We start from the raw sequence: 22005 nt of genomic DNA, 5'->3' as shown, positions 1-22005 counted from the left end.
CCTCAATCGAATTAATCGTCTATGACCGATAGCGCATATGGGTCAGGAATTGCAAGACGCGCAAGAATTTTGCGCTCAAGCTCTTCCATCTCTTCGGCCTCTTCATTTGTCAGATGGTCATAACCCAGAAGATGCAGGAACCCATGGACAATCAGATGCGCGAGGTGATGATTAAAAGGCTTTTCCTCGTCTTCCGCTTCACGCACGACAGTTTCACGCGCGATGACGATATCGCCAAGCATGGGTCCGGGCTTTTGGCCCGGCTTTATTGGAAAGGCAGGAAAGGACAGCACATTGGTGGGTTTGTCCTTCTCACGCCAGTCATTATTGAGTTCCTTGATCGCTGCGTCATCGGTAAAAACCAGACTAAGCTCGCTGTCCGGCTGATTGCCGCCAGCGAGTTCTTCCCAGACCGCAGTAACTGCCGCGTTGGCAAGCGACGATAACTCAGCCTCTTCCGGCCAGCCATCGGTTTCAACCAGTATGTCGATATCGATCAAGACATTCCGTCAAGCTTTGGGCTTGGCGCCTTCCTTGTCGTAGGCACGAACAATTGCCGCAACCAATGGATGGCGAACCACGTCTACATCCGTGAACTTCACGGTGACGATGCCCTGAACGTCGTTCAGAATGTTGAGCGCCTCAACCAATCCCGACTTTTGGCCCGGCGGCAGATCGATCTGGCTCGGGTCACCCGTGATGATCATACGCCCGTTCTCGCCAAGACGGGTCAGGAACATTTTCATCTGCATGGCAGTCGTGTTCTGCGCCTCGTCCAGAATAATCGCTGAATGAGCAAGTGTACGACCACGCATGAAAGCCAGCGGAGCAATTTCTATGACGCCCGCAGCTATGGCGCGCTCAACCTTATCGGCAGGCATCATGTCATAGAGAGCATCATAGAGAGGGCGCAGATAGGGATCGACTTTCTCTTTCATATCGCCGGGAAGAAAGCCAAGCCGCTCGCCAGCTTCGACAGCCGGGCGTGAAAGAATAATACGGTCAACCAGACCGCGCTCCAGCAGCATTGCTGCGTGAGCTACCGCAAGATAGGTTTTGCCTGTGCCTGCCGGTCCCACACCGAAAACCATCTCCGACCGATCAAGAGCACGCATATAGGCGTCCTGTGTCGGCGTGCGCGCAAAGATCGTCTTCTTGCGGGTCGATATCTGGGCTACAGCCATCTTGCTCTTGTTTTCCATTGTGGGAAGCGTCAATTGGTCGTCGGCAGCGATCGCCATCCGCAATGCACCATCAACATCCGATGCGGATATGTCATGACCTTTTTGCAGATGCTCATAAAGCTGATCAAGCGCGCGTCGGGCTTGCTCCGTTGCTCCCGGCTCACCGCGAATAGCAAGCTGATTGCCCTTGGAGCGAACATCAACACCTAATTTCTTCTCGATACGGGCTAGATTCTCATCAAACTGGCCGAACAGCGCACTCGCCAGCCGATTGTTGTCAAATGTCAGTACGATATGCGCCAGATCCGAGGCTCCGGAAGGAGCGGGTTTCAGTTTTTCGGTGGCGTTCAAACGGCTCTCCTAATAATGGTTGCCTGTTCATATAGTCGCTACTTGTTCCTCAAACCATCTCCCGGACACCGATAAGGCTGTTGGTTCCAGTGTCGATGATTCGTACATTGATAATGTCGCCGATTCTGCCGCCGTGTACATCGATAATTACAGGTTGTAACCAGGGAGATCGTCCAACCATCTGTCCGGGCACTCTTCCTGCCTTTTCGATGAGCACATCAAAGCTTTTATCCACAAGGCTGCGTTGGAAAGCATATTGCTGTTCGCTCAGCAAAGCCTGCAGGCGCTGTAATCTTTCATCCTTCACCGCTTCATCGATGTAGTCTGGCAGATCGGCACCGGGTGTTCCGGGGCGCGGGGAATATTTAAACGAATAGGCAGCGGCATAGGTAACGTCACGGACGAGCTGTAGCGTGGCTTCGAAATCTTCATCAGTTTCGCCGGGAAAGCCGACAATGAAGTCCCCGGAAAGCGCAATATCCGAGCGGGCATTTCTAATTCGTTCAATCAGGCGCAGATAATCATCGCCTGTGTGCTTGCGGTTCATGGCTTTCAGGATGCGATCTGAACCTGCCTGAACAGGAAGATGCAGATATGGCATCAGCATATCGAGGTCACGATGTGCATTGATCAAGGCGTCATCCATGTCGCGAGGATGACTGGTGATGTAACGCAGCCTTGCAATACCGGGAATCTCGGCAAGCCTGTAAAGCAACTCACCCAATCCCCACTCACGGCCATCCGGACCTTCGCCATGCCAAGCGTTGACGTTTTGGCCAAGCAGTGTCAGTTCACGCACTCCTGCATCAGCGAGCTTCTCGGCCTCTTTCAGGATTTGCGCAACGGGGCGGGATACTTCCGACCCACGTGTATAGGGAACCACGCAGAACGTACAGAATTTGTCGCAGCCTTCCTGAACAGTCAGAAATGCGGTAACGCCCCGGCTTCTCGTCTGTTCTTTTTTTGGCGAAGGCAGATGTTCGAATTTGTCTTCGATCGCGTACTCTGTCTCAACAACGCGTTCGCCCTTGGCCACACGGGCGAGAGCCTGCGGCAGACGATGATATGTCTGAGGACCGACAACGAGATCGACAACCGGAGCACGCCGGGTAATTTCATCACCTTCAGCCTGTGCTACGCAGCCAGCCACACCGACGGTCAGCTCACGCCCTTCCTTGGCGCGTGCGTCTTTCATTTTGCGCAGCCGTCCGAGTGCTGAATAAAGCTTTTCAGAGGCCTTCTCACGAATGTGACAGGTGTTGATAAGTACCAGATCGGCATCGTCTGCAGTATCTGTAGGGCTATAGCCCTCGGCAGCCAGACTGTCGGTCATCCGCTGACTGTCGTAGACATTCATCTGACAGCCATAGGTCTTCACATACACCTTGCGTGTATTGGCAAGTGCCGGTGAATGGATAAGGGCTCCCGACGTCTCGTCCGGCTGATGCTTGATACTGATATCGTCCATGGCTGAGGCTTCTAAAGCTTTTTAGCCTCTTTGAAAATAGCAGGATCGTGGAGATTAGTCGCAGGTGCAGTCTCAGGATCAATATAATCACGCCCCTGCAGCGAGACCTGCATCATTGTCCGAACCCGCTCTTCCATAGTGCGTGCCAGCGCTTTTCGATCCGACTTGCCGTCTATGACGTCAGGTTCGCCAAAACGTACATCCACATCATAAGCACCCTCTTTCAACATACCTATGAGACTTGGCCCAAGTTCCACATCACCCGGCCATGCAATAATCGGCCGATGGAATCTGCCCATCGGCACCCCGTGCACTTTTGTATAGGCAATGGCGACCGGCTGGATCGTAACCGTTTCAACGCTGGTTTCACGAATGGCTACCTGCGCTGCTCCGAAAAGAGAGGTTTTAAAAGGTAATATACGATTGCCATCCGATGTCGTGCCTTCAGCAAAGAGCACCATGACATCGCCGCTTGCAAGCCGAGTTGCTATCTCACTCGCCTGATCGTGCGTCTTGCCGCGTTTTTCCCGCTCCACAAAGACAGAACGCTGCAATTTGGCAAACAAACCGAATAAAGGCCACGTCGCAACCTGAGACTTGGCTATGAAGGATACCTCCCCTACAGCCGATAGAACAATTATGTCCGCCCAGGAAGAATGATTGGCAGCAAGCATCAGTGGTCGCCCCCTTGCCATTTCCCCATGCACATGAATACGGATTCCAAGCAGGCGGCGAACAATTTTGTGAAAGAGCACAGGCAGTCTTTTCTGCAATGCCCAGCCTGTTTTCACAAAGAGCAGCTGAAGCGGCAATAGAATAATTGTGACGAGCACAAAGCCGGCCCCTGCCAGAACAAGTCTTAGACGTGCCATCATATCAACGGCCTGTACCGCGTCGCCCAAGGTCACGGCGCATCGTCAACGCTGCCGAACGCCCTGAGGTAGTTTCATAATAACCAGGCCGTTTTCCAACCTGTTTGAAGCCAAGCCTGCGATACAATCCGAGTGCTGGCACATTCAGTTCATCAACTTCAAGAAAGAGCATGCTTGCGCGCTCATTATGCAGATGGCGCAAAGTCGCATCCATCAAAGCATGACCAACGCCCTTGCGCTGAAATTGCGGTGCGACTGCAATAGTCAATATCTCTGCTTCATCCAGAACAAGCCGCGCAAGAACGAAGCCGCCAGCGGGCGCACTCCGATTTCCTTCCTCACGCGCAACGAAGCCGAATATGTTGTCTTCACCAAGCAGCGCGTGAAAATCATCCTCGTTCCAAGGCTGTCGGAAGGTCCCAGCGTGAATTGGCACCAAAGTGCTGGCATCTTCGCGTCTAAGCGCTTCAATAATGAAGGTGCGCGGGCGTAGATTGTCGAAAGGCAACCCCATCATTCTGCGACCTGCCTCTTCAACACAAAACCTTGCTGTGGTTTCACGTCCAAACCACGCAGATAAAGCGGGCTCGGCAAGTTCGTATCCTGCGATTGCATACCAAGGAGCGCGAATGCGCCAATAGTTCCTGTCGCCATCGTCGATCCGATATCCAACGGATGCATGAGTTCAGCGTTGACCAGTGCTGAAGCAGAACCTGCCAGAACAATATTTTGCCCGTGATCAGAAAGCTGCTCGATTATTCTGGATAAAGGCACAATCATCGGTTCAGAGGCTGGGGCCCCGTCTTCTACAAAAAATTGTGCGTAAAACTCATCACGTCTCGCATCGATTACAACCAGCACGGGCCGGTTCGGGAATGTTCTTCGGGCATCATAAGCCAGAGCCTGAAGCGTGCTTATCCCGACCGCAGGACAGCGCAATGCCAGAGCAAGGCCACGCGCCGTCGCGACGCCAACCCGTACACCGGTAAATGATCCCGGGCCAATACTGGCAACTACCTTGCCGATTTCATTGATGGAAATTCCCGCATTGGCGATGGCCTGCTCGATAACAGCCATCAAACGCTCGGCATGGCCCTTGCCAATATCTTCGCTGACCTCTGCCAGCATCGTGCCATGCACGGCATCGAGGACAGCAACAGAACAAAGATTGGCGGCAGTATCAAGCGCAAGCAATTTCATGTGCTATCGCCTAAACAAGAATCAGTCGGCAAACAAGAGCACACTCAGCAGCAGTTGCTATGTCAGCCCTGCGCCTGTTGGGCTTTCAGCTCCAACCGCCTGCGATGCAAAACAGGCTCAGTGTAACCGTTGGGCTGTTCGCGGCCCTTGAAAACAAGATCGCACGCGGCTTGGAATGCTATCGATTTTTCAAAGTTACCGGCCATCGGCTGATAAAGAGGGTCGTTGGCATTCTGCTTGTCTACGACAGCAGCCATGCGTTTCATTGTCTCCAGCACCTGAGCTTCATCGGTAACGCCGTGATGCAGCCAGTTGGCAATATGCTGCGCGGAAATGCGCAACGTGGCGCGATCTTCCATCAGCCCGACATTATTGATGTCCGGCACCTTGGAACAGCCAACACCCTGATCGACCCAACGCACCACATAGCCCAGAATGCCCTGCGCATTATTATCAAGTTCGCGCTGGATATCTTCCGGTGTCCAGTTGGGACGTGTGACAACCGGTACGGACAGTATATCGCCAAGCTTGGCACGTGTCCGCGACTTCAGTCCTGCCTGCACTTCGGCGACGTTTACCTTGTGATAGTGTGTAGCGTGCAGCGTGGCGGCAGTCGGCGATGGCACCCAAGCTGTGTTGGCACCGGCTTTCGGATGCCCGATCTTCTGTTCCAGCATCGCCGCCATCAGATCAGGCATTGCCCACATTCCTTTGCCGATCTGCGCATGACCGGAAAGCCCGCATTCCAGCCCGATATCCACATTCCAATTCTCATAGGCACCGATCCAAGATGCCTGCTTCATGTCGCCTTTGCGGATCATCGGTCCGGCTTCCATGGAGGTGTGAATCTCATCACCCGTGCGGTCGAGAAAACCCGTATTGATGAAAACGACCCGCTCTTTTGCAGCACGAATGGCTTCCTTGAGGTTGACCGTCGTCCGGCGTTCCTCATCCATGATACCCATCTTGATCGTATTCGGTTTCATGCCAAGCAGCGTCTCGACACGGCCAAACAACTCGGATGCAAAGGCAACTTCCTCCGGGCCGTGCATCTTCGGCTTCACCACATACATCGATCCGGCGCGCGAATTCATGTGCCGACCTTTCGGGCCGATGTCATGTAGCGCAGCCAAGGCTGTGATAGCAGCATCAATGATGCCCTCCGGCACCTCGTTACCATCCTTGTCAAGGATTGCCGGATTGGTCATTAAATGTCCGACATTTCGCACAAGCATGAGCGAGCGGCCGGGTATCGTCAGCGGCTTATCATCCTTGCCAGTATATTCCCTGTCTGGATTAAGCTTACGCGTGACCGTTTTTCCACCCTTCTCGAAACTGTCTTCGAGGTCTCCATTCATCAGCCCAAGCCAGTTGCGATAGACGGTAACCTTGTCCTCGGCATCAACAGCCGCAACGGAGTCTTCACAGTCCTGAATTGTCGTAAGGGCAGATTCCAGCAAGACATCCGCTATGTGAGCCTTATCCGTCTTTCCAATGGGATGATCGGCATCAATGACAATCTCCACATGCAACCCATTTTTGATCAGGAGGATTGCCGTAGGATTTGCCGGATCGCCGCGATAACCTGCAAACTGACTTTCATCATTGAGAGAAGTCGTTGCAGTGCCGGACTTAAGAACGAGCTTTCCGCCTTCAACGGCCAGTCCGGATACATCTGCCCAGTTCGCACCTTGCAATGGAGCACTGTCATCGAGAAAGTTTTTGGCCCAGGCAATTACCTTTGCGCCACGCACGGGATTAAATGCCTTGCCCTTCTCCGCACCACCTTCGTCAGAGATGGCATCCGTCCCGTAAAGTGCATCGTAAAGCGAACCCCAACGCGCATTGGCAGCATTGAGTGCATAACGGGCATTCATAACAGGAACAACGAGCTGAGGGCCGGCTGTTACAGCGATTTCCGGGTCGACATTGCTGGTCGATACAGCAAACTTATCGCCTTCCGGCAGCAGATAACCAATCTCGCGCAGGAAAGCCTCATATTCTTCCGGAGAATAGCCGCTCTCGCGTCTGCTCTTGTAGAAGTCATCAAGTTTCAGCTGAAACGCATCGCGCTTTTCCAGCAATGCGCGATTCTTCGGCGCCAGATCTTCAACGATCTGTGCAAAACCTGACCAAAACTGCGCCGCATCGATATCTGTTCCCGGAATGGCTTCATTCACGACGAAATCGTAAAGCTCCTGTGCCACCTTCAGACCATTAATTTCGATGCGTTCAACCATGATCACGTCCTTATAAACTTGCAATGAATACCCTTGAACACGCCCAAGGCTTTCCAGTCAATTCTCCAATGAGCTGCGATGAAATCTGTATCGATTGAAATGAGTTAGTGTGCGATACGCGGCCTGCCTGATGCGGTGGCAATCAATACTGCTTCTATAAATTTGCGCTGATCTTCCACGGTCGCCGCGCTGATATCGCGAAAAATGGATATTTGCGGCTCGTCGGTTCCCGCATCGAGCGCCAGTTGCCTCACCTGACGCCTCAACGTTGTCTCAGTGAATGCGATTGCATCCTCCTCAACCTGGAAATCTTGGACAGCCTCACCTGCCATCACGCGGTAGAGGCCTTCGACAGGCTGGCTTATATGTGCTTCCAGCGAAACCCGGACTTGCCCGACGACTGCACCTAACGCGTTTGCAACATCAGTATCAACGGGAACGATGCATTCAAGGCCGAGAACATCGCCAACTGCCGGATAATAAACGGGCGCAGATGCTCCAAGTCCAACCAAAGGCCGGTCAATCTCCAGCTTGATACCGGCGATTCCGTCTTCTCGCGACAATGCTCGCTGAACGAGCGCACTTGCGACCGTTTCCTGCCCTTCAAGTCCGTCTTCTGCAAAGACTGTTTCAAGAACCACTTCTGAAGAGCGCCTTATGAGAGCATCATAGGTGCGGCGTGAAACTTCTTCCGGCGTATCGCAAAATGGCCTTCCGGCTCCATCCTTGCGTCTGGCATAAAGTATGGCGCCATACCGTGCCGCTTCCGCATTCCAGTTATTCTGCAAACCGATAACGTGACAGGCATCCGATGGTGTGAAGCCTGAAAGATGCACCAATCCGCGCGAAACCAGCCGCGTTATTGCTGCCGTCTGCGACACGGAGTTAAGCAGACGGTCAAGTGGTTGCGGCTCATTGGTAATGCGCTCGTAAAGTTCTGCCTCGCCTTTGCTCAAACCGGAAGCCATCTGCGCCGGAACACCCGTCAACAGCGCGAAACGGCCATCAAGACGTCCCGCATTCGCTGCCTTTACCTGACGGGCCAAATGCTGGATCACGATGTCTCCATGGTTCGCGGCCAGAAGAGACAAGGGCACAAGCCGTCTCGGGCCAAGCTTGATGCTCGGTGCCATGGCATTGTCATCCAGCGACACTTCCGAATCGCCCCCGAGGCCGAATGTGCGCATTGCCACGGCTTCCACCATGGTGCGAAAGCCGCCAACCGTCGCCCCGTTCGGATCGAGCCTCGGACGGCCTTCATCCAGCACGGCAACATCAGTCGTCGTACCGCCTATGTCGGACACAATGGCATTATCCAGCCCGGTCATATGCCGCGCTCCGACAAGGCTGGCTGCCGGTCCTGAGAGGATCGTCTCAATAGGCCTATGGCGCGCAAATGCAGCAGAAACGAGAGCACCGTCCCCCCGAACCACCATGAGAGGCGCATGAATCCCCCGTCTGTCCAGAAAGCCTTCTGTCGCAGCAACCAGTCGGTCTATCATTGCGATAAGCCGTGCGTTGAGCACCGTGGTCAATGCACGCTTCGGACCGTTCAACTTCGCGGACAATTCGTGACTGCAAGTAATGGGTAGGCCGGTTTTCTCGTGCACAAGATCGCGCACAGCAATTTCATGTTCGGGATTGCGTACCGCGAAGTAAGCGCAAATGGCAAAGCCCGTCACCTCAGATTTCAGGCGTGGCAACGCTTGTTCAAGTACAGATGGGTCAAAAGGCTGTGCCCGGCCATATACATCATGACCACCGGGTATGAAAACAACAGGATCAGTGCCAAGAGCGCTTCTCAACCCGGCTTTCTCCATATCCGCATCGGAAAAACCAATCATGATCAAAGCGACGCGCCCGCCTTGCCCCTCAACCAAGGCGTTGGTGGCAAGTGTCGTCGACATTGAAACAAGCCTTATATCCGCTGGGTGAACAGATGCTTCTTTAACGATGGCATCGACAGCACCGGAAATGCCCACACTCAAATCATGGCGTGTCGTCAGCGCTTTTGCCTTGGCGATTACACCTCGTTCTTCCGACCAGAGAACGGCGTCCGTATAGGTACCGCCCGTGTCCAAACCCAGAAAAATTGCCTGCCCTGTCGTGGAATCAGTCATGATGCCCTGCACTGTTTGAGGCAGAGTTAGCGTATAAGAGCCAAAACGACTAGCGTCATACCGACCACTTACTGACGCATGCTGTTTGCGCCGTATCCAGCCGGAACCATAAGAAAGATTCGACGTTTCCGAACAACAGGGGGCAGACCAATGGCATCACAATCGGCAACATCGCATGCGGGGTCCAAAAAGGTTATCTACGCAGCGATACTCGGCAATCTGCTGATTGCGGTTACAAAGTTTATTGCAGCTTTCTTTACCGGCAGTTCTGCCATGCTTTCCGAAGGGGTTCACTCTTTGGTCGACACGGGAAATGGTGGCTTGCTTCTTTATGGGCTTCGCCGCGCTGCCCGTCCCGCAGACAGGACGCACCCGCTGGGCCATGGACGCGAGCTTTATTTCTGGAGTTTCATCGTTGCACTGCTGGTTTTTGCTGTGGGTGCCGGTGTCTCGTTTTATGAAGGCGTAATCCACATTATCGATCCGGAGCCGGTGGCAAACCCTATCGTCAATTATGTCGTTCTCGGATTTGCAATGCTGTTTGAGGGCACTTCTTGGTTTATTGCCTTGAAGGAATTCCGGACAGTAAAAGGCAAACTGGGTTACGTCGAAGCCGTGCGGATCAGTAAGGATCCGAGTGTCTTTACCGTATTGTTTGAGGATACCGCTGCCCTGCTCGGACTTATCATCGCTTTTGTCGGAATTTCCGCCGCCCAACTCTTCAACATGCCGGAACTGGACGGCGTTGCTTCCATCGGAATCTCGATCATTCTCGGTGCGACGGCGATTTTTCTAGCCCGCGAGAGCAAAGGCTTGCTGATGGGCGAAGCAGCTTTGCCGGAGGTTGAGCAGCAAATCCTCGATATCGCCAACAAAGACCCAGCAGTACAGCGAGCGAACGGTGTCTTGACTGTTCATATGGGGCCGAAGCAAATCGCAGCGGGTCTAAGTGTCGAATTCGAGGATCATGTGCTTGCCCCTGAGATCGAAGCCTGTGTTCAGCGCATCGAAACAGCTTTGAAAAAGGCAAATCCAGACATCGTTACGCTTTTTGTCAAACCCCAGACTACAGGGACTTGGGAGGTCCGCCGGAAGATTATCGAAGCAGGCTAATCTTCGCCATCGACAACGCGCAATCGCAATTGCCCTGTTGTGGATGTTGCCGTGCGAGTTGCATCTGGTGCTTTTGCCTGTTCGCCGACTGGTGGCTCAGCAAACTCCAAAGCTTCGATTTTCTGGCCACGCTTGGTCACCTTGCCGGACGACACCAGAATGTCGTCGATGTCCTTGTTGGCCTGACCAAAATGAGTTTGCAGACGGCGTACGCGATCATCCAACCGGCTCACATCTTCCATCAGCCGGATCACTTCGCCTTGAATGAGATGCGCCTGTTCGCGCATACGGACATCCTTGAGCACAGCCTGAATGACTTGAATGGAGAGCATCAGCAAGGATGGCGATACGATAACGATGCGTGAGCGATGCGCTTTCTGGATCACGCCTTCAAAATTCTCATGAATTTCAGCAAAAATCGATTCAGATGGTACAAAAAGAAAAGCTGTATCCTGTGTTTCGCCATTGATCAGGTATTTTTCAGCCACATCCCGAATATGAATTTCAACATCACGCCGAAACTGGTTAGCCGCTACCTTCTTGCCTTCTGGCGTTTCAGATTCGCGTATGGCATTCCATGCCTCCAGCGGAAATTTGGCATCGATGACGAGGTTTGCCGCACCGTTTGGCATACGAACCACGCAATCCGGACGGCTGCCATTGGATAATGTCGCCTGAAACTCATAAGCCCCCTGCGGCAGGCCATCGGCGATAATTGCCTCCATCCGCGCCTGCCCAAAGGCCCCGCGCGTCTGCTTGTTGGCGAGGATTGCCTGCAACTGCACAACCTGCCCTGCCAGCGACTGAATATTGTTCTGGGCAGTATCGATTACTGCCAATCGTTCCTGCAGCTTGGCCAGATTCTCATGTGTGGACTTCGTCTGCTCAGTCATTGTCTGGCCGATACGGCTGGTCATTCCATCGAGTCTCTCCCGGATGGACTGGTTAAGCTCAGCCTGACGTGAGCCAAACAATTCTGCCATTGTCTGCATGCGTCCTTGCATTTCAGACTGGCTTTTCAGAATCTCACCCATTCGCGCTTCCGCATCGCGAGCACGATCTTCGGCTTGTATCTCTGCAACAAGCCGCATGCGCGCCGATCGCCAGACAGCGATGATCGCAAAAATCACCACAAGTGTGGTTATCAGAGCAACCGTAACAAGCGCTGCACCGAGCGATATGGAGGTCGCGCCCAGCTGAAACAGGGTTTGATCAAGAGAAATAGAAGTTTCCATTTGACTAGAGTAACCGATTCGAACAGCAATTGTGAGATCAAAACAAGAACATTTTTATGTTTGGGTCGGATGCCGCATTGACGGTTCAAAATCGAGATATTAGGTGAAGGGCATGTCTATCAAACCACTCGTCATCCTTCCTGATCCGCTGCTTCGACAAGTTTCGAAACCTGTTGAAAGCTTTGATGCGGATTTGCGTAAATTTTCCACCGATATGCTGGAGACGATGTACGACGCGCCCGGTATTGGTCTCGCGGCAATTCAGATCGGTGCACCCGTGCGGATGCTGGTGATTGATCTCGCCAAGGAAGACGAGCCAAAGGCTCCGCAGGTTTACATCAATCCGCAAGTGCTTTGGTCCAGCGACGAGCGGAACGTCTACGAAGAAGGCTGTCTTTCGATCCCGGATTATTATGCGGAAGTAGAGCGACCGAAACAGGTTCGGGTTTCCTATGTCGATATTGACGGGAAAGCTCACGAAGTAGACGCGGATGGGCTTTTGGCGACCTGCCTGCAACATGAGATCGACCATCTGAACGGCGTTCTTTTCATCGATTATATTTCGCGTCTGAAGCGCGAGATGGTCGTGAAGAAGTTCAAGAAGCTTGCGAAAGATCGCCCACCAAGCCGATTGGCGGTTTAAGCGATGAGTTTACGCATCGTATTCATGGGCACGCCGGATTTTTCGGTGCCAATTCTCAATGCACTGATCGGTCAGGGCCATGAGATTGTTGCAGTCTACAGCCAACCGCCACGCCCGGCGGGCAGACGCGGCCTTGAACTGACGCCATCGCCAGTCCATCGCAATGCCGAACAATTCGGCATCGAGGTCCGCACGCCCAAGAGCTTGCGCGACCCGGACGAGCAGCAGGCGTTCATTGATCTTAAAGCCGACGTTGCAATAGTCGTTGCCTATGGCTTGATTTTGCCGAAAGAGATTCTCGAAGGCACACGCCTCGGTTGCTACAATGGGCATGCATCGTTGTTGCCGCGCTGGCGGGGAGCCGCGCCAATCCAGCGTGCCATCATGGCTGGTGATCTCGAAACAGGCATCATGATCATGAAGATGGATGAAGGGCTTGATACCGGCCCGGTCGCCATGGTCGAGAAAATCAACATCACGGCCGACATGACCGCAGGGGAACTGCACGATCAACTCAGCATGGCCGGTGCTGATTTGATGGTACGTGCCGTTGCTGCTCTTGAGCGCGACAGCCTCACCCTTACCCCCCAATTGGACGAAGGCGTAACCTACGCTTCCAAGATTACCAAGGTCGAGACACGTATCGACTGGACCCAACCGGCAATCGATGTCCATAATCGCATTCGTGGACTGGCCCCGTTTCCAGGTACTTGGTGCGAGATGGAAATTGGCGACGATCTGGAGCGCATTAAACTCTTGCGTTCAGTGCTCGCTACCGGGGCAGGCGCTCCGGGAACAGTCTTGGACGAAGATTTGCGTATTGCGTGCGGCGAGGGTGCTGTTCGTCTGCGTACATTGCAACGCGCTGGGGGCAAGGCAATGGACGGACAGGAATTCCAGCGCGGCGCAAAGGTCGCGCAGGGCACGCGGCTGCCATGAACGGCATTTCTGTACGGGAAGTAAAACCAGACGACTACAGCCAAATCGCCGCTCTTATCGAACTAGCCTTCGGTGATCGTAGCGAGGCCGAACTGGTCTCCACTTTGAGAGGCGAGAACGATGTCGTGCTGGAGTTGGTCGCCTTGATCGCTGATGTCCCTGTTGGACACATCTTATTTTCCAGGGTGAAAGTCACCGGCGATTGTGCCTGTGATGCCGTGGCTCTTGCGCCTTTGGCAGTACTACCCGATTTTCAAAATCGGGGTGCCGGAAGTCTCCTTATTCAAACGGCACATCAGAAACTTGCGGATCAGGGCGAGACATTATCACTCGTTCTGGGTGAACCGGCTTACTATAGAAAATTTGGCTATAGTCATCAGCGTGCGGCTGGGTTTGAGAGCATCTATCAGGGTGAATATCTGCAAGCATTAGCTTTTGCTGACGCGCCATCGACAGGTATCCTGCTCTATGCTCCAGCGTTTGGATCAATTTAGTGCCCCGCTATAAACTCACTGTCGAGTATGACGGTACCCCATATGCGGGATGGCAGCGTCAGGAAAACGGCCACACCGTTCAGGCTGCAATCGAACAAGCCATATTCAAGTTTTGCGGCGAGGTCATATCTCTTGGCGCAGCCGGGCGCACCGACTCGGGTGTTCACGCAAGTGCACAGGTTGCCCATGTCGACCTGACCAAGGACTGGAGCAGTTCGAAGGTTCGGGAAGCGCTTAACGCTCATCTTGTTTTTGCCGGGGAAACCGTCAGCATTATCAATGTCGAGCTTGTAAACGACCAATTCGATGCCCGGTTTTCGGCAACAGGCCGCCACTATCTTTACCGGATCGTCAATCGTCGGCCACCTGCCCCGCTGGAAGCCTTTCGTGCATGGTGGGTCAAGAAACCGCTTGATGCGGAAGCCATGCACCATGCGGCGCAGAGACTTATTGGCACGCATGACTTTACGACATTTCGCGCTACTCAATGCCAGTCGAAAAGCCCGATTAAAACCCTTGATCATCTGAGTGTCAGCCGAAATGGCGAGATCGTCGAGATCAGGGCTTCGGCGCGATCATTCCTGCACAATCAAATCCGGTCTTTTGCGGGAACCTTGCAGGAGGTTGGTTGCGGGCGGTGGGATGCGGATGACGTGAGTGCTGCACTGGAGGCACGTGACAGACAGGCATGCGGACCGGTAGCACCGCCTCACGGATTATACCTGATCGGCGTGGACTATCCGCTTACCGTCAACTCAGGTATCGATATCCCCAAGACACTCTGAAGCGTGAACATCAGCGTCAGGGTCCCCGTGACAAGCACAACGAAGAATATGGCGGACCAGCCATAGGATTTCTTCAATGCGACATGTGTCAACCGATAGCTCAAAACCAAAACCACGGCAGCAAGAGCAACAGCGATACTGGCAATCAGGACTGGCGAGTTTGGAAATACCATGCGCAATAATGTTGCGGGTACCATCACCCATGCGGTGATCACACTGCCCCAATTGCTGGCAACCACATAGGGACTGAATCGCTTGACTATGCCCAGCGGTTTAACGGCAAGAGCCAAAACGACGACAGGTAATATCCAGGTTGTCAGGTCGACAAAAGCAACACGGCCAATGATCGAGAGGCGACCGCCAGTTTCGGGCCTTGATGCCAGCAGATCATTGGTTAGCATAATCCAGTTCAGCATCAGAGGCGGCAATGAAACCGTGATCGCGTGAAAGGATTGCCAGAATCCGTCTTCCGAAAAATCCAATTCATCAAGACCATCGGCATGACCTGTCATCATGCGCCAGACGCCCCAGAGATACCGTTGTATGTCGTTCCAGTCCGGAAAGTCGCTCATCAACTGCTCACGCAAAAAAATCCGCAATGAAACGTTCGTAGATCTGGGTCAAGGTTTCCAGATCCGCCACTGCGACCCGCTCATCAACCATATGCATTGTCTGTCCGACGAGACCGAATTCAACGACAGGGCAATAATCTTTGATGAAGCGGGCATCGGATGTACCGCCCGATGTCGAGAGTTGCGGACGTTTTCCGGTCACTGCCTCAACAGATGAAGTGAGCGTTCCGATCAGCTTTTCGTTATGCGTAAGGAAGACATGACTTGGACGGTCGCGCCAAATCAATTCGTAGTTCACCAGTGTCTTTTTGCCTGGCCGTAGTTTGCGGCGGCCTGCTGCCTTGTCCAGCCTATTATGAATCTCTGCCATCAGCGTTTCGTCCGTCCAGGTGTCATTGAACCTGACATTGAAGGTCGCTCTGGCTTCGGCGGGAATGACATTGACTGCCGGGTTGCCCACATCAATCGTTGTGACTTCAAGATTGGTTGCCTGAAAATCCTTGGTGCCCTTGTCGAAGGCTGGATAGAGCAGGCTGTCAACGAGCATCGTCAATCCCGGTATCGGATTATCCGCAAGGTGCGGATAGGCGGCATGGCCCTGAACACCCCGCACGATAACTGTCCCCGATATTGAACCGCGACGACCGATCTTGATCATGTCACCAAGCTTATCCGGATTGGTTGGTTCTCCGACAATTGCGGCATCCCAGCTTTCGCCCTTGGCCTTGGCCCATTCCAGCAATTTTCCGGTGCCGTTGATCGAGGGTCCCTCTTCGTCTCCGGTTATCAGAAAAGAGATCGAGCCCTTCAGCTCATTATTCTTCTCCAGATACCGGGCAACAGCCGCTGCAAAGCAGGCGATTCCGCCTTTCATATCCACAGCACCGCGCCCATACATTTCGCCGTTGTGAATGGTGGCGGAGAATGGCGGATAGGTCCATGCGGCTTCATCGCCAACAGGCACCACATCCGTGTGCCCGGCAAACATCAGATGCGGACCATTTCCCGAGCGCCGAGCATAAAGGTTCTCTACGTCCGGCGTTCCATCTTCACTGAAGACTGGCCTTTCGACCGAGAATCCCAAGGGAGCGAGGATGGATTGAACAGTCGTCAATGCCCCGCCTTCCAAAGGCGTTACTGACGGGCAGGCAATAAGCCGAGCGAGGTTTTGTACTGGATCAGCAGAGGATTTCATGTGTAATGCGATAATGGAAAAGCGCGATCCTGTCACGCTTCACGTGACTGATTTTGTGCAGCTTTTGTTGAAGGGTACACCATGGTGTCTGACAAACCGCGCATTGTTATTGCTGGTTCCGGGTCTATTGGTTGTTACGTCGGCGGAAGTCTTGTAGCCGCAGGCCACAACGTAATTTTCTTCACGAGACCGCCCGCCGAGACGAAAATGCGCCAGACTGGTCTCAAGATTATCGATCTGGATGGGACAGAGCATGTCGTTTCAACCGACAGTCTGGAACTAAGCAGCGATCCGGAGATTGCGTTTGCAGAGGCACAAATCATTCTTGTCAGCGTCAAAAGTGGCGCTACGGAAGAAATCGCCCAGCTTGTACGCCAATATGCTCCAAGTGATACAATCATTGTAAGTCTGCAAAATGGTGTCAGCAATGCGGAAACTTTACGCCGGTCTTTGCCTGATACGACGACTGTAGTTACTGGAATGGTACCGTTCAATGTCGTCCAATCTGATGAGACGGGGCAACCACTGACAGTTCGACGCACAACTCAAGGCACAGTCCTGATCGGCGATAACGTGCCGGAATTACCTGCTGTCCTCTCAACCCCCGCACTACCAGTACAAGTGCATCCGGACATGCAAGGTGTTCTTTGGGGAAAACTGCTGATGAACCTCAACAACGCACCGAATGCATTGTCAAATCTGCCGCTGGCGCAACAACTGGCAGATCGGAACTGGCGAAAACTGGTTGCGGACCTGATGAGCGAAGGTTTGGCAGCGATGACTGCACACGGTATCCGGCCCGCAAAAGTCCAAGGCGTAAAGCCAGCCATTCTTCCATGGATATTACGATTGCCAAACTTCCTGTTTCGGATCGTCGCACGCAGAATGCTGGCTATCGATCCGAGAGCCCGATCGTCAATGTGGGAAGATTTCTCGCGAGGCCGAACTACGGAAATCGAATATTTGCAGGGAGTTGTCACCAGATTGGCAGACGAAAAAGGCTTGGCTGCTCCGCTTTCCGCCAAAGTCATTACTTGTGTAAAAAAAGCGGAGGGAAAACCCCTCCGCAGCCATTCCATCGAAGAAATTCGATCCTAGTCGCGGAGCAGTTCGTTTATCGATGTCTTGGAACGGGTCTTCTCATCGACGCGCTTGACGATCACGGCACAATAGAGGCCGGGACCCGGCTCGCCATTCGGGAATGGTTTACCCGGAAGCGTGCCCGCAACAACAACTGAATAGGCAGGTACTTCACCGTAGAAAATTTCGCCGGTGGCACGATCAACGATCTTGGTCGATTTGCCGATGAACACGCCCATGCCAAGCACTGCACCTTCGCGAACGATACAGCCTTCGACGACCTCCGAGCGGGCACCGATAAAGCAATTATCTTCGATGATGGTCGGGCCGGCCTGCATGGGCTCCAGAACACCGCCAATGCCAACGCCGCCCGAAAGATGCACATGCTTGCCAATCTGCGCACAGGAGCCGACCGTGGCCCAGGCATCGACCATCGTGCCCTCATCCACATAGGCACCGAGATTGACGAAAGACGGCATCAGGATAGCGCCCGGTGCGATATAGGCCGAACGGCGTACAATTGCGTTCGGGACAGTACGAATACCCGCCTTGGCAAATTCCGTCGCGCCCCAGCCATCAAATTTGGACGGCACCTTGTCCCACCATGTCGCACCACCGGGACCACCTTCGATAATGCCCATGTGATTAAGCCGGAATGACAGGAGAACGGCCTTCTTCAGCCATTGATTGACCTTCCAGTTTCCATCTGACTGTTTCTCGGCAACGCGTGCTTCACCGCTATCAAGGAGCAGCAGCGATGTCTCGACAGCATCGCGGATTTCGCCACGAGTCTCGGTGCTGATGGCATCGCGTTCTTCGAAGGCCTTGTCGATTGTCTTTTCGAGGCCATTCAGATCGGGCTTGGACATTTTAAGGTCACTCCATTACACGGGCAGTTAATATCAATGGCCTAGTAAGATAAGTCTGTGAGAGGGTCAATCGCAGCACCATATGTTGGGTAAGAATCCCATTGAATGTCTGTAAGCGCCATGGACGCCGCAGAAGGAGAAGTTAAAATTGAATACTGATGAAAAAAACAACTGGACGCCATTCTCCCACTCATCTGAAGCGGTCCGCCGCGTAGAAACAGCGCCATCTACGCCTCAAACCCAATCCGATACTTACCGTCTGGCTTTTGCTGACCCGGATTTCATGACCAAACGCGAATTGCGTGCTGTTCGGCTGCAGCTAGAATTGCTCAAGCCGGAAATGGCCTTGGCCGAGCGCGGCATCCGTTCCACAGTCGTGCTGTTTGGTGGCGCACGTATTCCTGAGCCCGGCGGCGAGGCTTGGGCCGCAAAGAACGAAACACAAAAGAAGAATCTTGAAGCCAACTCGCGCTATTATGCCGAGGCACGCAAATTTGCACAGCTCTGTTCAACCTACTCAGCAAGTACTTACAATCGCGAATTTGTCGTCGTCACCGGCGGCGGGCCGGGTGTCATGGAAGCCGGCAACCGTGGTGCTGCCGATGTAGGGGCGCCAACTATTGGCCTCAACATCGTGCTGCCACACGAGCAGGCACCCAACGCTTATGTGACGCCTGATCTATGTTTCAATTTTCATTATTTCGCTATCCGCAAGATGCATTTTCTGATGCGCGCTAAAGCAATGGCCATTTTTCCGGGCGGCTTTGGCACCATGGATGAAACCTTTGAGGCTCTGACGCTGATCCAGACCGGTCGTATGGAGCGGATTCCCTTTCTGCTTTTCGGAAAGTCGTTTTGGGAAAAAACGATCAACTTTGACTTTCTCGCCGAACAAGGCGTGGTTTCTCCATCAGATCTGGAACTGATCACATTCGTGGATGAAGCAGAAGAGGCTTGGGACGTCATTCGTAAATTTTACGAACTACCCTGATCGCGATGACAGCCGCGCATTAAGAGTGAGCGGCTCTCTATTTTTGCCTCAAGCTGGAACGGGCCGATTAACCTGTCCGGGCAAAACAGCGTTCAAAAACGCCGACAGATTATCTGTAACGTAATCAACATGATCGGTTTGATCAGGATCACGTTCCCATATCTCCGAGAATGTCGGTTCGAAATTGTTCGGTACGATCAGCACTGTTTTCATGCCAAGTGCTTTGGGCTCCACGAGATTGCGCGCGAGGTCTTCAAACATGACACTGCTACCGGGATCGATCTTGTACAAGTCCAGAAACCGGTCATAAGTTGCCCGCTCGGGCTTCGGCATCAACTGTGCCGCGACAATATCGAAAATATCATCGAATTCATCCAAAACACCCAGCTGTCTGGCTGCGCGTTCAGCGTGACCACGATCACCATTTGTGAAGATGAACTTCCGCCCCGGCAACTGGCGTATGGCGATAGTCAAGGAGGGATCAGGCACCAGCCAGGAATAGTCGATGTCATGCACTTTCTGCAGAAAGTCGTCTGAATCGATATCGTATCGATCCATCAATCCCTTAAGAGTTGTACCGTATTCCTTGTAGAACTGTTTCTGAATAGCCCTTGCATCTGTACGGGAAAGCTTCAGCAGATCGGCCACATAATCCGTCATTTTCACATCGATTTGTGAAAACAGATTGGAATGATGCGGGTAAAGGGTATTGTCGAGATCGAATACCCAGTCTGTCACGTGGGCAAAACTCAAGGGATCTGGCTGGTTTGTCATATTCGATCGGGCTTTCGCTCAGTTTTTCGTCATAAGCAAATCTGGAGTATCTGCTCGCCTACCGAAGCAATAGAAGAAAATGGACTTAACTACGACCGTTTTTAAGTTTTTCGCTAACTGCTGTTTCACGAGTTCGTCGTAGTGTCTGTCTGTTGCTTCAGAGGTTAGATGTACAGAATTCTTCTCAAATGTATGGCGATAACAATGATCTCGGTGGCTTGCTCATTGCTGATCACCGGGACCATCATGCATGCAAACGATATGCACAATAGAATGGGCTACATTATTGCAACAATATGCCCTCTTCTGATTGCGCCAATCATGTCCTTTATCGTCGTCCGGCAGTCGGAAAGGCTGAGGCACACCCTTGAAGTATTACGACGCGTAAAAGAAGAGCTGGAAGTAAGCAATGAGAGGCTTTTTGAAAAGTCGTCCCGCGACAGCATGACAGGCCTGCTCAATCGTGAAGCTTTCTTCAGTCGCCTTGATGCCGTGCGCGCATCCCAACCCTGTTCTCTGCTGATTATCGATGTAGATCACTTCAAAAAGATCAATGACGTCCACGGGCATTTTGCGGGCGATGGCGCGCTCATGGCAATTGCGCGCTGCATCACCGAATGCGTTGGTGAGGGCGACAGTATAGGGCGCATAGGCGGCGAAGAATTCGGCGTATATCTCGCGACAGAGGAAAATGACCGTGTAGCCTATATCGCAGAAACTATTCGTGCAGCAGTGAACCGGATGCAATACCGCACGCCGGAACACGAGCTTGTTCCGCTCACCGTAAGCATAGGCGGAATCGTCGGCATATCGAGCGGCGCCGTCGTCGATCACTTTCAGACAGCCGACCGCAAGCTTTACGAGGCCAAGCGCAATGGGCGCAATTGCGTTTTCATCCAGAGCAGCTTGCGAAAGGCGGCTTGAAAATTCAAACCGCAGCTGCGTCAAGCGGTTCTGCATCTTTCCAACGTGCAATCAACGCAGGCATATCCGCTTTGCTGAATGCATTCTTCAGCGTATCGAATGATGGCAGCACAAAATATGCCCGTTGAAACTTGTCGATCTCGTAGTTGGTACGCATTACCGTTTCCAGATCGAATGGAACATGGTGTGCATCTGCACTTGTTACCGCAAACTGCAACTCGCTGAATGACGACATCAAACCTGCACCAAAAGCTTTGAGTGGTGCACCTTCTTCCTGCATCAAGCCGAATTCCGCCGTGTACCAGTAAAGTCGCGAAACCATTTGGTCTCCGCCGATTTTGACCGCCTCACCGCCCTTTTCACCATAAAGCTGCATGAAATCTGCGAAGACTGGTTGGCTCAAAATCGGCACATGGCCGAAGAAGTCATGGAACATGTCCGGCTCAACGATATAATCCAGCTCTTTCTTGCTGCGCAGCCAGTTCGTTACCGGAAAACGTCTATTGGCGAGGTGATCAAAGAACGGCTCTATAGGGATAAGTCCCGGCACCGCGACGATTTCCCACCCGGTCATTTTATGCAAACGTTCGCTGACCTCGTGGAAGTCTGGAATCTGCTCCAGAAGCCCTAATGCTTCAACCCCATCGAGGTAGGAATGATGGGCGAGTTTCGAGGTGAGTTTTGTCTGGCGGTCGCACAGGGTACGCCAAACTTCCTGATCCTCATCCGAGTAATCATAATTCTGTTCTACGGTGAAATCTGCCTGACAGGCAGCGTAATTGCCTCGTAGCCCCTGCTCGGCACACTCACGGGCATATGCTTCAACCGTAACCGTCATAATGGTCGCCTCCTCTGACAATCTCGAAAGAAGATTAGAATGAAGCATCGGGGGAATTTGACCTATTCGCCTCAATGAGCGATTATTTTGAGGCGATCAAAGAATAAATTGGAGAATT

23 protein-coding genes are annotated in these 22005 nt (G+C 52.9%); 9 read left to right on the top strand and 14 right to left on the bottom strand.

The annotated features are described in order from the left end of the window. Positions 1 to 11 precede the first annotated feature (11 nt). The 8 genes from ybeY to ABKW30_RS05740 form a co-directional block, all read right to left on the bottom strand. Positions 12 to 500, bottom strand: coding sequence for an rRNA maturation RNase YbeY (gene ybeY / locus ABKW30_RS05775; protein WP_348597329.1), 489 nt, complete (start codon positions 498 to 500; stop codon positions 12 to 14). Positions 501 to 509: 9 nt separating this feature from the next. Further along, positions 510 to 1535: a PhoH family protein gene (locus ABKW30_RS05770; RefSeq protein ID WP_307282363.1), complete on the bottom strand. Its 1026-nt coding sequence runs from the start codon at positions 1533 to 1535 to the stop codon at positions 510 to 512. Positions 1536 to 1584: 49 nt separating this feature from the next. Further along, entirely contained in the window at positions 1585 to 3003 is a 1419-nt protein-coding gene (gene miaB / locus ABKW30_RS05765) for a tRNA (N6-isopentenyl adenosine(37)-C2)-methylthiotransferase MiaB (protein WP_348597327.1), read from the bottom strand. An 11-nt stretch (positions 3004 to 3014) separates the two neighbouring features. Next, positions 3015 to 3878, bottom strand: coding sequence for a 1-acyl-sn-glycerol-3-phosphate acyltransferase (locus ABKW30_RS05760; RefSeq protein WP_348597632.1), 864 nt, complete (start codon positions 3876 to 3878; stop codon positions 3015 to 3017). Position 3879: 1 nt separating this feature from the next. Continuing rightward, positions 3880 to 4392, bottom strand: coding sequence for a ribosomal protein S18-alanine N-acetyltransferase (gene rimI, locus ABKW30_RS05755; protein WP_348597325.1), 513 nt, complete (start codon positions 4390 to 4392; stop codon positions 3880 to 3882). Further along, on the bottom strand, positions 4389 to 5075 hold the full coding sequence (tsaB, locus tag ABKW30_RS05750; RefSeq protein WP_348597323.1) for a tRNA (adenosine(37)-N6)-threonylcarbamoyltransferase complex dimerization subunit type 1 TsaB: 687 nt from the start codon (positions 5073 to 5075) through the stop codon (positions 4389 to 4391). Before tsaB ends, rimI begins: the two co-directional genes overlap by 4 nt. 62 nt (positions 5076 to 5137) lie before the next feature. Further along, positions 5138 to 7315, bottom strand: coding sequence for a malate synthase G (locus ABKW30_RS05745; protein ID WP_348597321.1), 2178 nt, complete (start codon positions 7313 to 7315; stop codon positions 5138 to 5140). Between the two features lie 104 nt (positions 7316 to 7419). Further along, entirely contained in the window at positions 7420 to 9435 is a 2016-nt protein-coding gene (locus tag ABKW30_RS05740; protein ID WP_348597319.1) for a hydantoinase/oxoprolinase family protein, read from the bottom strand. A 150-nt stretch (positions 9436 to 9585) separates the two neighbouring features. Between ABKW30_RS05740 and ABKW30_RS05735 the strand changes: the two genes are divergently transcribed. Beyond that, a complete protein-coding gene (locus ABKW30_RS05735) occupies positions 9586 to 10548 on the top strand; it encodes a cation diffusion facilitator family transporter (protein WP_348597318.1) in 963 nt (320 codons plus the stop codon). Here ABKW30_RS05735 and ABKW30_RS05730 read toward each other — a convergent pair. Continuing rightward, positions 10545 to 11783: a DNA recombination protein RmuC gene (locus ABKW30_RS05730; protein ID WP_348597316.1), complete on the bottom strand. Its 1239-nt coding sequence runs from the start codon at positions 11781 to 11783 to the stop codon at positions 10545 to 10547. The genes ABKW30_RS05735 and ABKW30_RS05730 overlap by 4 nt on opposite strands. A 112-nt stretch (positions 11784 to 11895) precedes the next feature. On the opposite strand from ABKW30_RS05730, the gene def reads away from it, so the two are divergent. From def to truA, 4 genes are read left to right on the top strand one after another with little or no spacing between them, the layout of a single operon-like run. Further along, entirely contained in the window at positions 11896 to 12426 is a 531-nt protein-coding gene (def, locus tag ABKW30_RS05725) for a peptide deformylase (protein WP_348597314.1), read from the top strand. A gap of 3 nt (positions 12427 to 12429) precedes the next feature. Further along, on the top strand, positions 12430 to 13365 hold the full coding sequence (gene fmt, locus ABKW30_RS05720; protein WP_348597312.1) for a methionyl-tRNA formyltransferase: 936 nt from the start codon (positions 12430 to 12432) through the stop codon (positions 13363 to 13365). Next, on the top strand, positions 13362 to 13859 hold the full coding sequence (locus ABKW30_RS05715) for an N-acetyltransferase (RefSeq protein WP_348597310.1): 498 nt from the start codon (positions 13362 to 13364) through the stop codon (positions 13857 to 13859). Before fmt ends, ABKW30_RS05715 begins: the two co-directional genes overlap by 4 nt. Further along, complete coding sequence (truA, locus tag ABKW30_RS05710) at positions 13859 to 14644, top strand: tRNA pseudouridine(38-40) synthase TruA (protein WP_348597308.1); 786 nt, start codon at positions 13859 to 13861, stop codon at positions 14642 to 14644. Before ABKW30_RS05715 ends, truA begins: the two co-directional genes overlap by 1 nt. Here the strand turns inward: truA and ABKW30_RS05705 are convergent. Continuing rightward, positions 14596 to 15216: a hypothetical protein gene (locus tag ABKW30_RS05705; RefSeq protein WP_348597306.1), complete on the bottom strand. Its 621-nt coding sequence runs from the start codon at positions 15214 to 15216 to the stop codon at positions 14596 to 14598. The two genes, truA and ABKW30_RS05705, sit on opposite strands and share 49 nt — an antisense overlap. A gap of 7 nt (positions 15217 to 15223) precedes the next feature. Next, positions 15224 to 16411 carry a succinyl-diaminopimelate desuccinylase gene (gene dapE / locus ABKW30_RS05700; protein ID WP_348597305.1) on the bottom strand — a complete coding sequence of 396 codons (1188 nt, stop codon included), beginning with the start codon at positions 16409 to 16411 and terminating at the stop codon, positions 15224 to 15226. Between dapE and ABKW30_RS05695 the strand changes: the two genes are divergently transcribed. Both ABKW30_RS05695 and ABKW30_RS05690 read left to right on the top strand, forming a co-directional pair. Continuing rightward, positions 16410 to 16568, top strand: coding sequence for a hypothetical protein (locus ABKW30_RS05695; RefSeq protein WP_348597644.1), 159 nt, complete (start codon positions 16410 to 16412; stop codon positions 16566 to 16568). The genes dapE and ABKW30_RS05695 overlap by 2 nt on opposite strands. Next, positions 16493 to 17509, top strand: coding sequence for a 2-dehydropantoate 2-reductase (locus tag ABKW30_RS05690; protein ID WP_348597303.1), 1017 nt, complete (start codon positions 16493 to 16495; stop codon positions 17507 to 17509). Before ABKW30_RS05695 ends, ABKW30_RS05690 begins: the two co-directional genes overlap by 76 nt. On the opposite strand, the gene dapD is transcribed toward ABKW30_RS05690, so the two are convergent. Further along, on the bottom strand, positions 17506 to 18360 hold the full coding sequence (gene dapD, locus ABKW30_RS05685; protein WP_348597301.1) for a 2,3,4,5-tetrahydropyridine-2,6-dicarboxylate N-succinyltransferase: 855 nt from the start codon (positions 18358 to 18360) through the stop codon (positions 17506 to 17508). The two genes, ABKW30_RS05690 and dapD, sit on opposite strands and share 4 nt — an antisense overlap. A 148-nt stretch (positions 18361 to 18508) precedes the next feature. On the opposite strand from dapD, the gene ABKW30_RS05680 reads away from it, so the two are divergent. Then, entirely contained in the window at positions 18509 to 19351 is an 843-nt protein-coding gene (locus ABKW30_RS05680; protein ID WP_348597300.1) for an LOG family protein, read from the top strand. 48 nt (positions 19352 to 19399) lie between these two features. Here the strand turns inward: ABKW30_RS05680 and ABKW30_RS05675 are convergent, their stop codons facing one another. Beyond that, positions 19400 to 20125: a pyrimidine 5'-nucleotidase gene (locus tag ABKW30_RS05675; RefSeq protein ID WP_348597299.1), complete on the bottom strand. Its 726-nt coding sequence runs from the start codon at positions 20123 to 20125 to the stop codon at positions 19400 to 19402. A gap of 204 nt (positions 20126 to 20329) precedes the next feature. On the opposite strand from ABKW30_RS05675, the gene ABKW30_RS05670 reads away from it, so the two are divergent. Continuing rightward, on the top strand, positions 20330 to 21049 hold the full coding sequence (locus ABKW30_RS05670; RefSeq protein WP_348597297.1) for a GGDEF domain-containing protein: 720 nt from the start codon (positions 20330 to 20332) through the stop codon (positions 21047 to 21049). Between the two features lie 4 nt (positions 21050 to 21053). On the opposite strand, the gene phhA is transcribed toward ABKW30_RS05670, so the two are convergent. Beyond that, the gene (gene phhA / locus ABKW30_RS05665) at positions 21054 to 21887 is read right to left on the bottom strand and encodes a phenylalanine 4-monooxygenase (RefSeq protein ID WP_348597295.1); all 834 of its coding nucleotides are present in this window, start codon (positions 21885 to 21887) and stop codon (positions 21054 to 21056) included. Positions 21888 to 22005 lie beyond the last annotated feature (118 nt).

Origin of the sequence: Phyllobacterium sp. SB3 (assembly GCF_040009165.1) — a bacterium.
Classification (GTDB): domain Bacteria; phylum Pseudomonadota; class Alphaproteobacteria; order Rhizobiales; family Rhizobiaceae; genus Phyllobacterium.
The sequence above is the reverse complement of the archived record's forward strand: the minus strand, read 5'-3'. Positions and strand labels throughout refer to the sequence as shown.

What these genes read in the sequence shown, in the direction of transcription:
- ABKW30_RS05690 (WP_348597303.1), top strand. Translation starts at nt 16,493, where the DNA reads ATGGTGTCTGACAAACCGCGCATTGTTATTGCTGGTTCCGGGTCTATT.
- def (WP_348597314.1), top strand. Translation starts at nt 11,896, where the DNA reads ATGTCTATCAAACCACTCGTCATCCTTCCTGATCCGCTGCTTCGACAA.
- ABKW30_RS05730 (WP_348597316.1), bottom strand. Translation starts at nt 11,783, where the DNA reads ATGGAAACTTCTATTTCTCTTGATCAAACCCTGTTTCAGCTGGGCGCG.
- ABKW30_RS05740 (WP_348597319.1), bottom strand. Translation starts at nt 9,435, where the DNA reads ATGACTGATTCCACGACAGGGCAGGCAATTTTTCTGGGTTTGGACACG.
- ABKW30_RS05760 (WP_348597632.1), bottom strand. Translation starts at nt 3,878, where the DNA reads ATGATGGCACGTCTAAGACTTGTTCTGGCAGGGGCCGGCTTTGTGCTC.
- tsaB (WP_348597323.1), bottom strand. Translation starts at nt 5,075, where the DNA reads ATGAAATTGCTTGCGCTTGATACTGCCGCCAATCTTTGTTCTGTTGCT.
- dapE (WP_348597305.1), bottom strand. Translation starts at nt 16,411, where the DNA reads ATGAAATCCTCTGCTGATCCAGTACAAAACCTCGCTCGGCTTATTGCC.
- ABKW30_RS05735 (WP_348597318.1), top strand. Translation starts at nt 9,586, where the DNA reads ATGGCATCACAATCGGCAACATCGCATGCGGGGTCCAAAAAGGTTATC.
- rimI (WP_348597325.1), bottom strand. Translation starts at nt 4,392, where the DNA reads ATGATGGGGTTGCCTTTCGACAATCTACGCCCGCGCACCTTCATTATT.
- ABKW30_RS05715 (WP_348597310.1), top strand. Translation starts at nt 13,362, where the DNA reads ATGAACGGCATTTCTGTACGGGAAGTAAAACCAGACGACTACAGCCAA.
- ABKW30_RS05745 (WP_348597321.1), bottom strand. Translation starts at nt 7,315, where the DNA reads ATGGTTGAACGCATCGAAATTAATGGTCTGAAGGTGGCACAGGAGCTT.
- ABKW30_RS05675 (WP_348597299.1), bottom strand. Translation starts at nt 20,125, where the DNA reads ATGACAAACCAGCCAGATCCCTTGAGTTTTGCCCACGTGACAGACTGG.
- ABKW30_RS05705 (WP_348597306.1), bottom strand. Translation starts at nt 15,216, where the DNA reads ATGAGCGACTTTCCGGACTGGAACGACATACAACGGTATCTCTGGGGC.
- ABKW30_RS05695 (WP_348597644.1), top strand. Translation starts at nt 16,410, where the DNA reads ATGTGTAATGCGATAATGGAAAAGCGCGATCCTGTCACGCTTCACGTG.
- dapD (WP_348597301.1), bottom strand. Translation starts at nt 18,360, where the DNA reads ATGTCCAAGCCCGATCTGAATGGCCTCGAAAAGACAATCGACAAGGCC.
- miaB (WP_348597327.1), bottom strand. Translation starts at nt 3,003, where the DNA reads ATGGACGATATCAGTATCAAGCATCAGCCGGACGAGACGTCGGGAGCC.
- ABKW30_RS05670 (WP_348597297.1), top strand. Translation starts at nt 20,330, where the DNA reads ATGATCTCGGTGGCTTGCTCATTGCTGATCACCGGGACCATCATGCAT.
- phhA (WP_348597295.1), bottom strand. Translation starts at nt 21,887, where the DNA reads ATGACGGTTACGGTTGAAGCATATGCCCGTGAGTGTGCCGAGCAGGGG.
- fmt (WP_348597312.1), top strand. Translation starts at nt 12,430, where the DNA reads ATGAGTTTACGCATCGTATTCATGGGCACGCCGGATTTTTCGGTGCCA.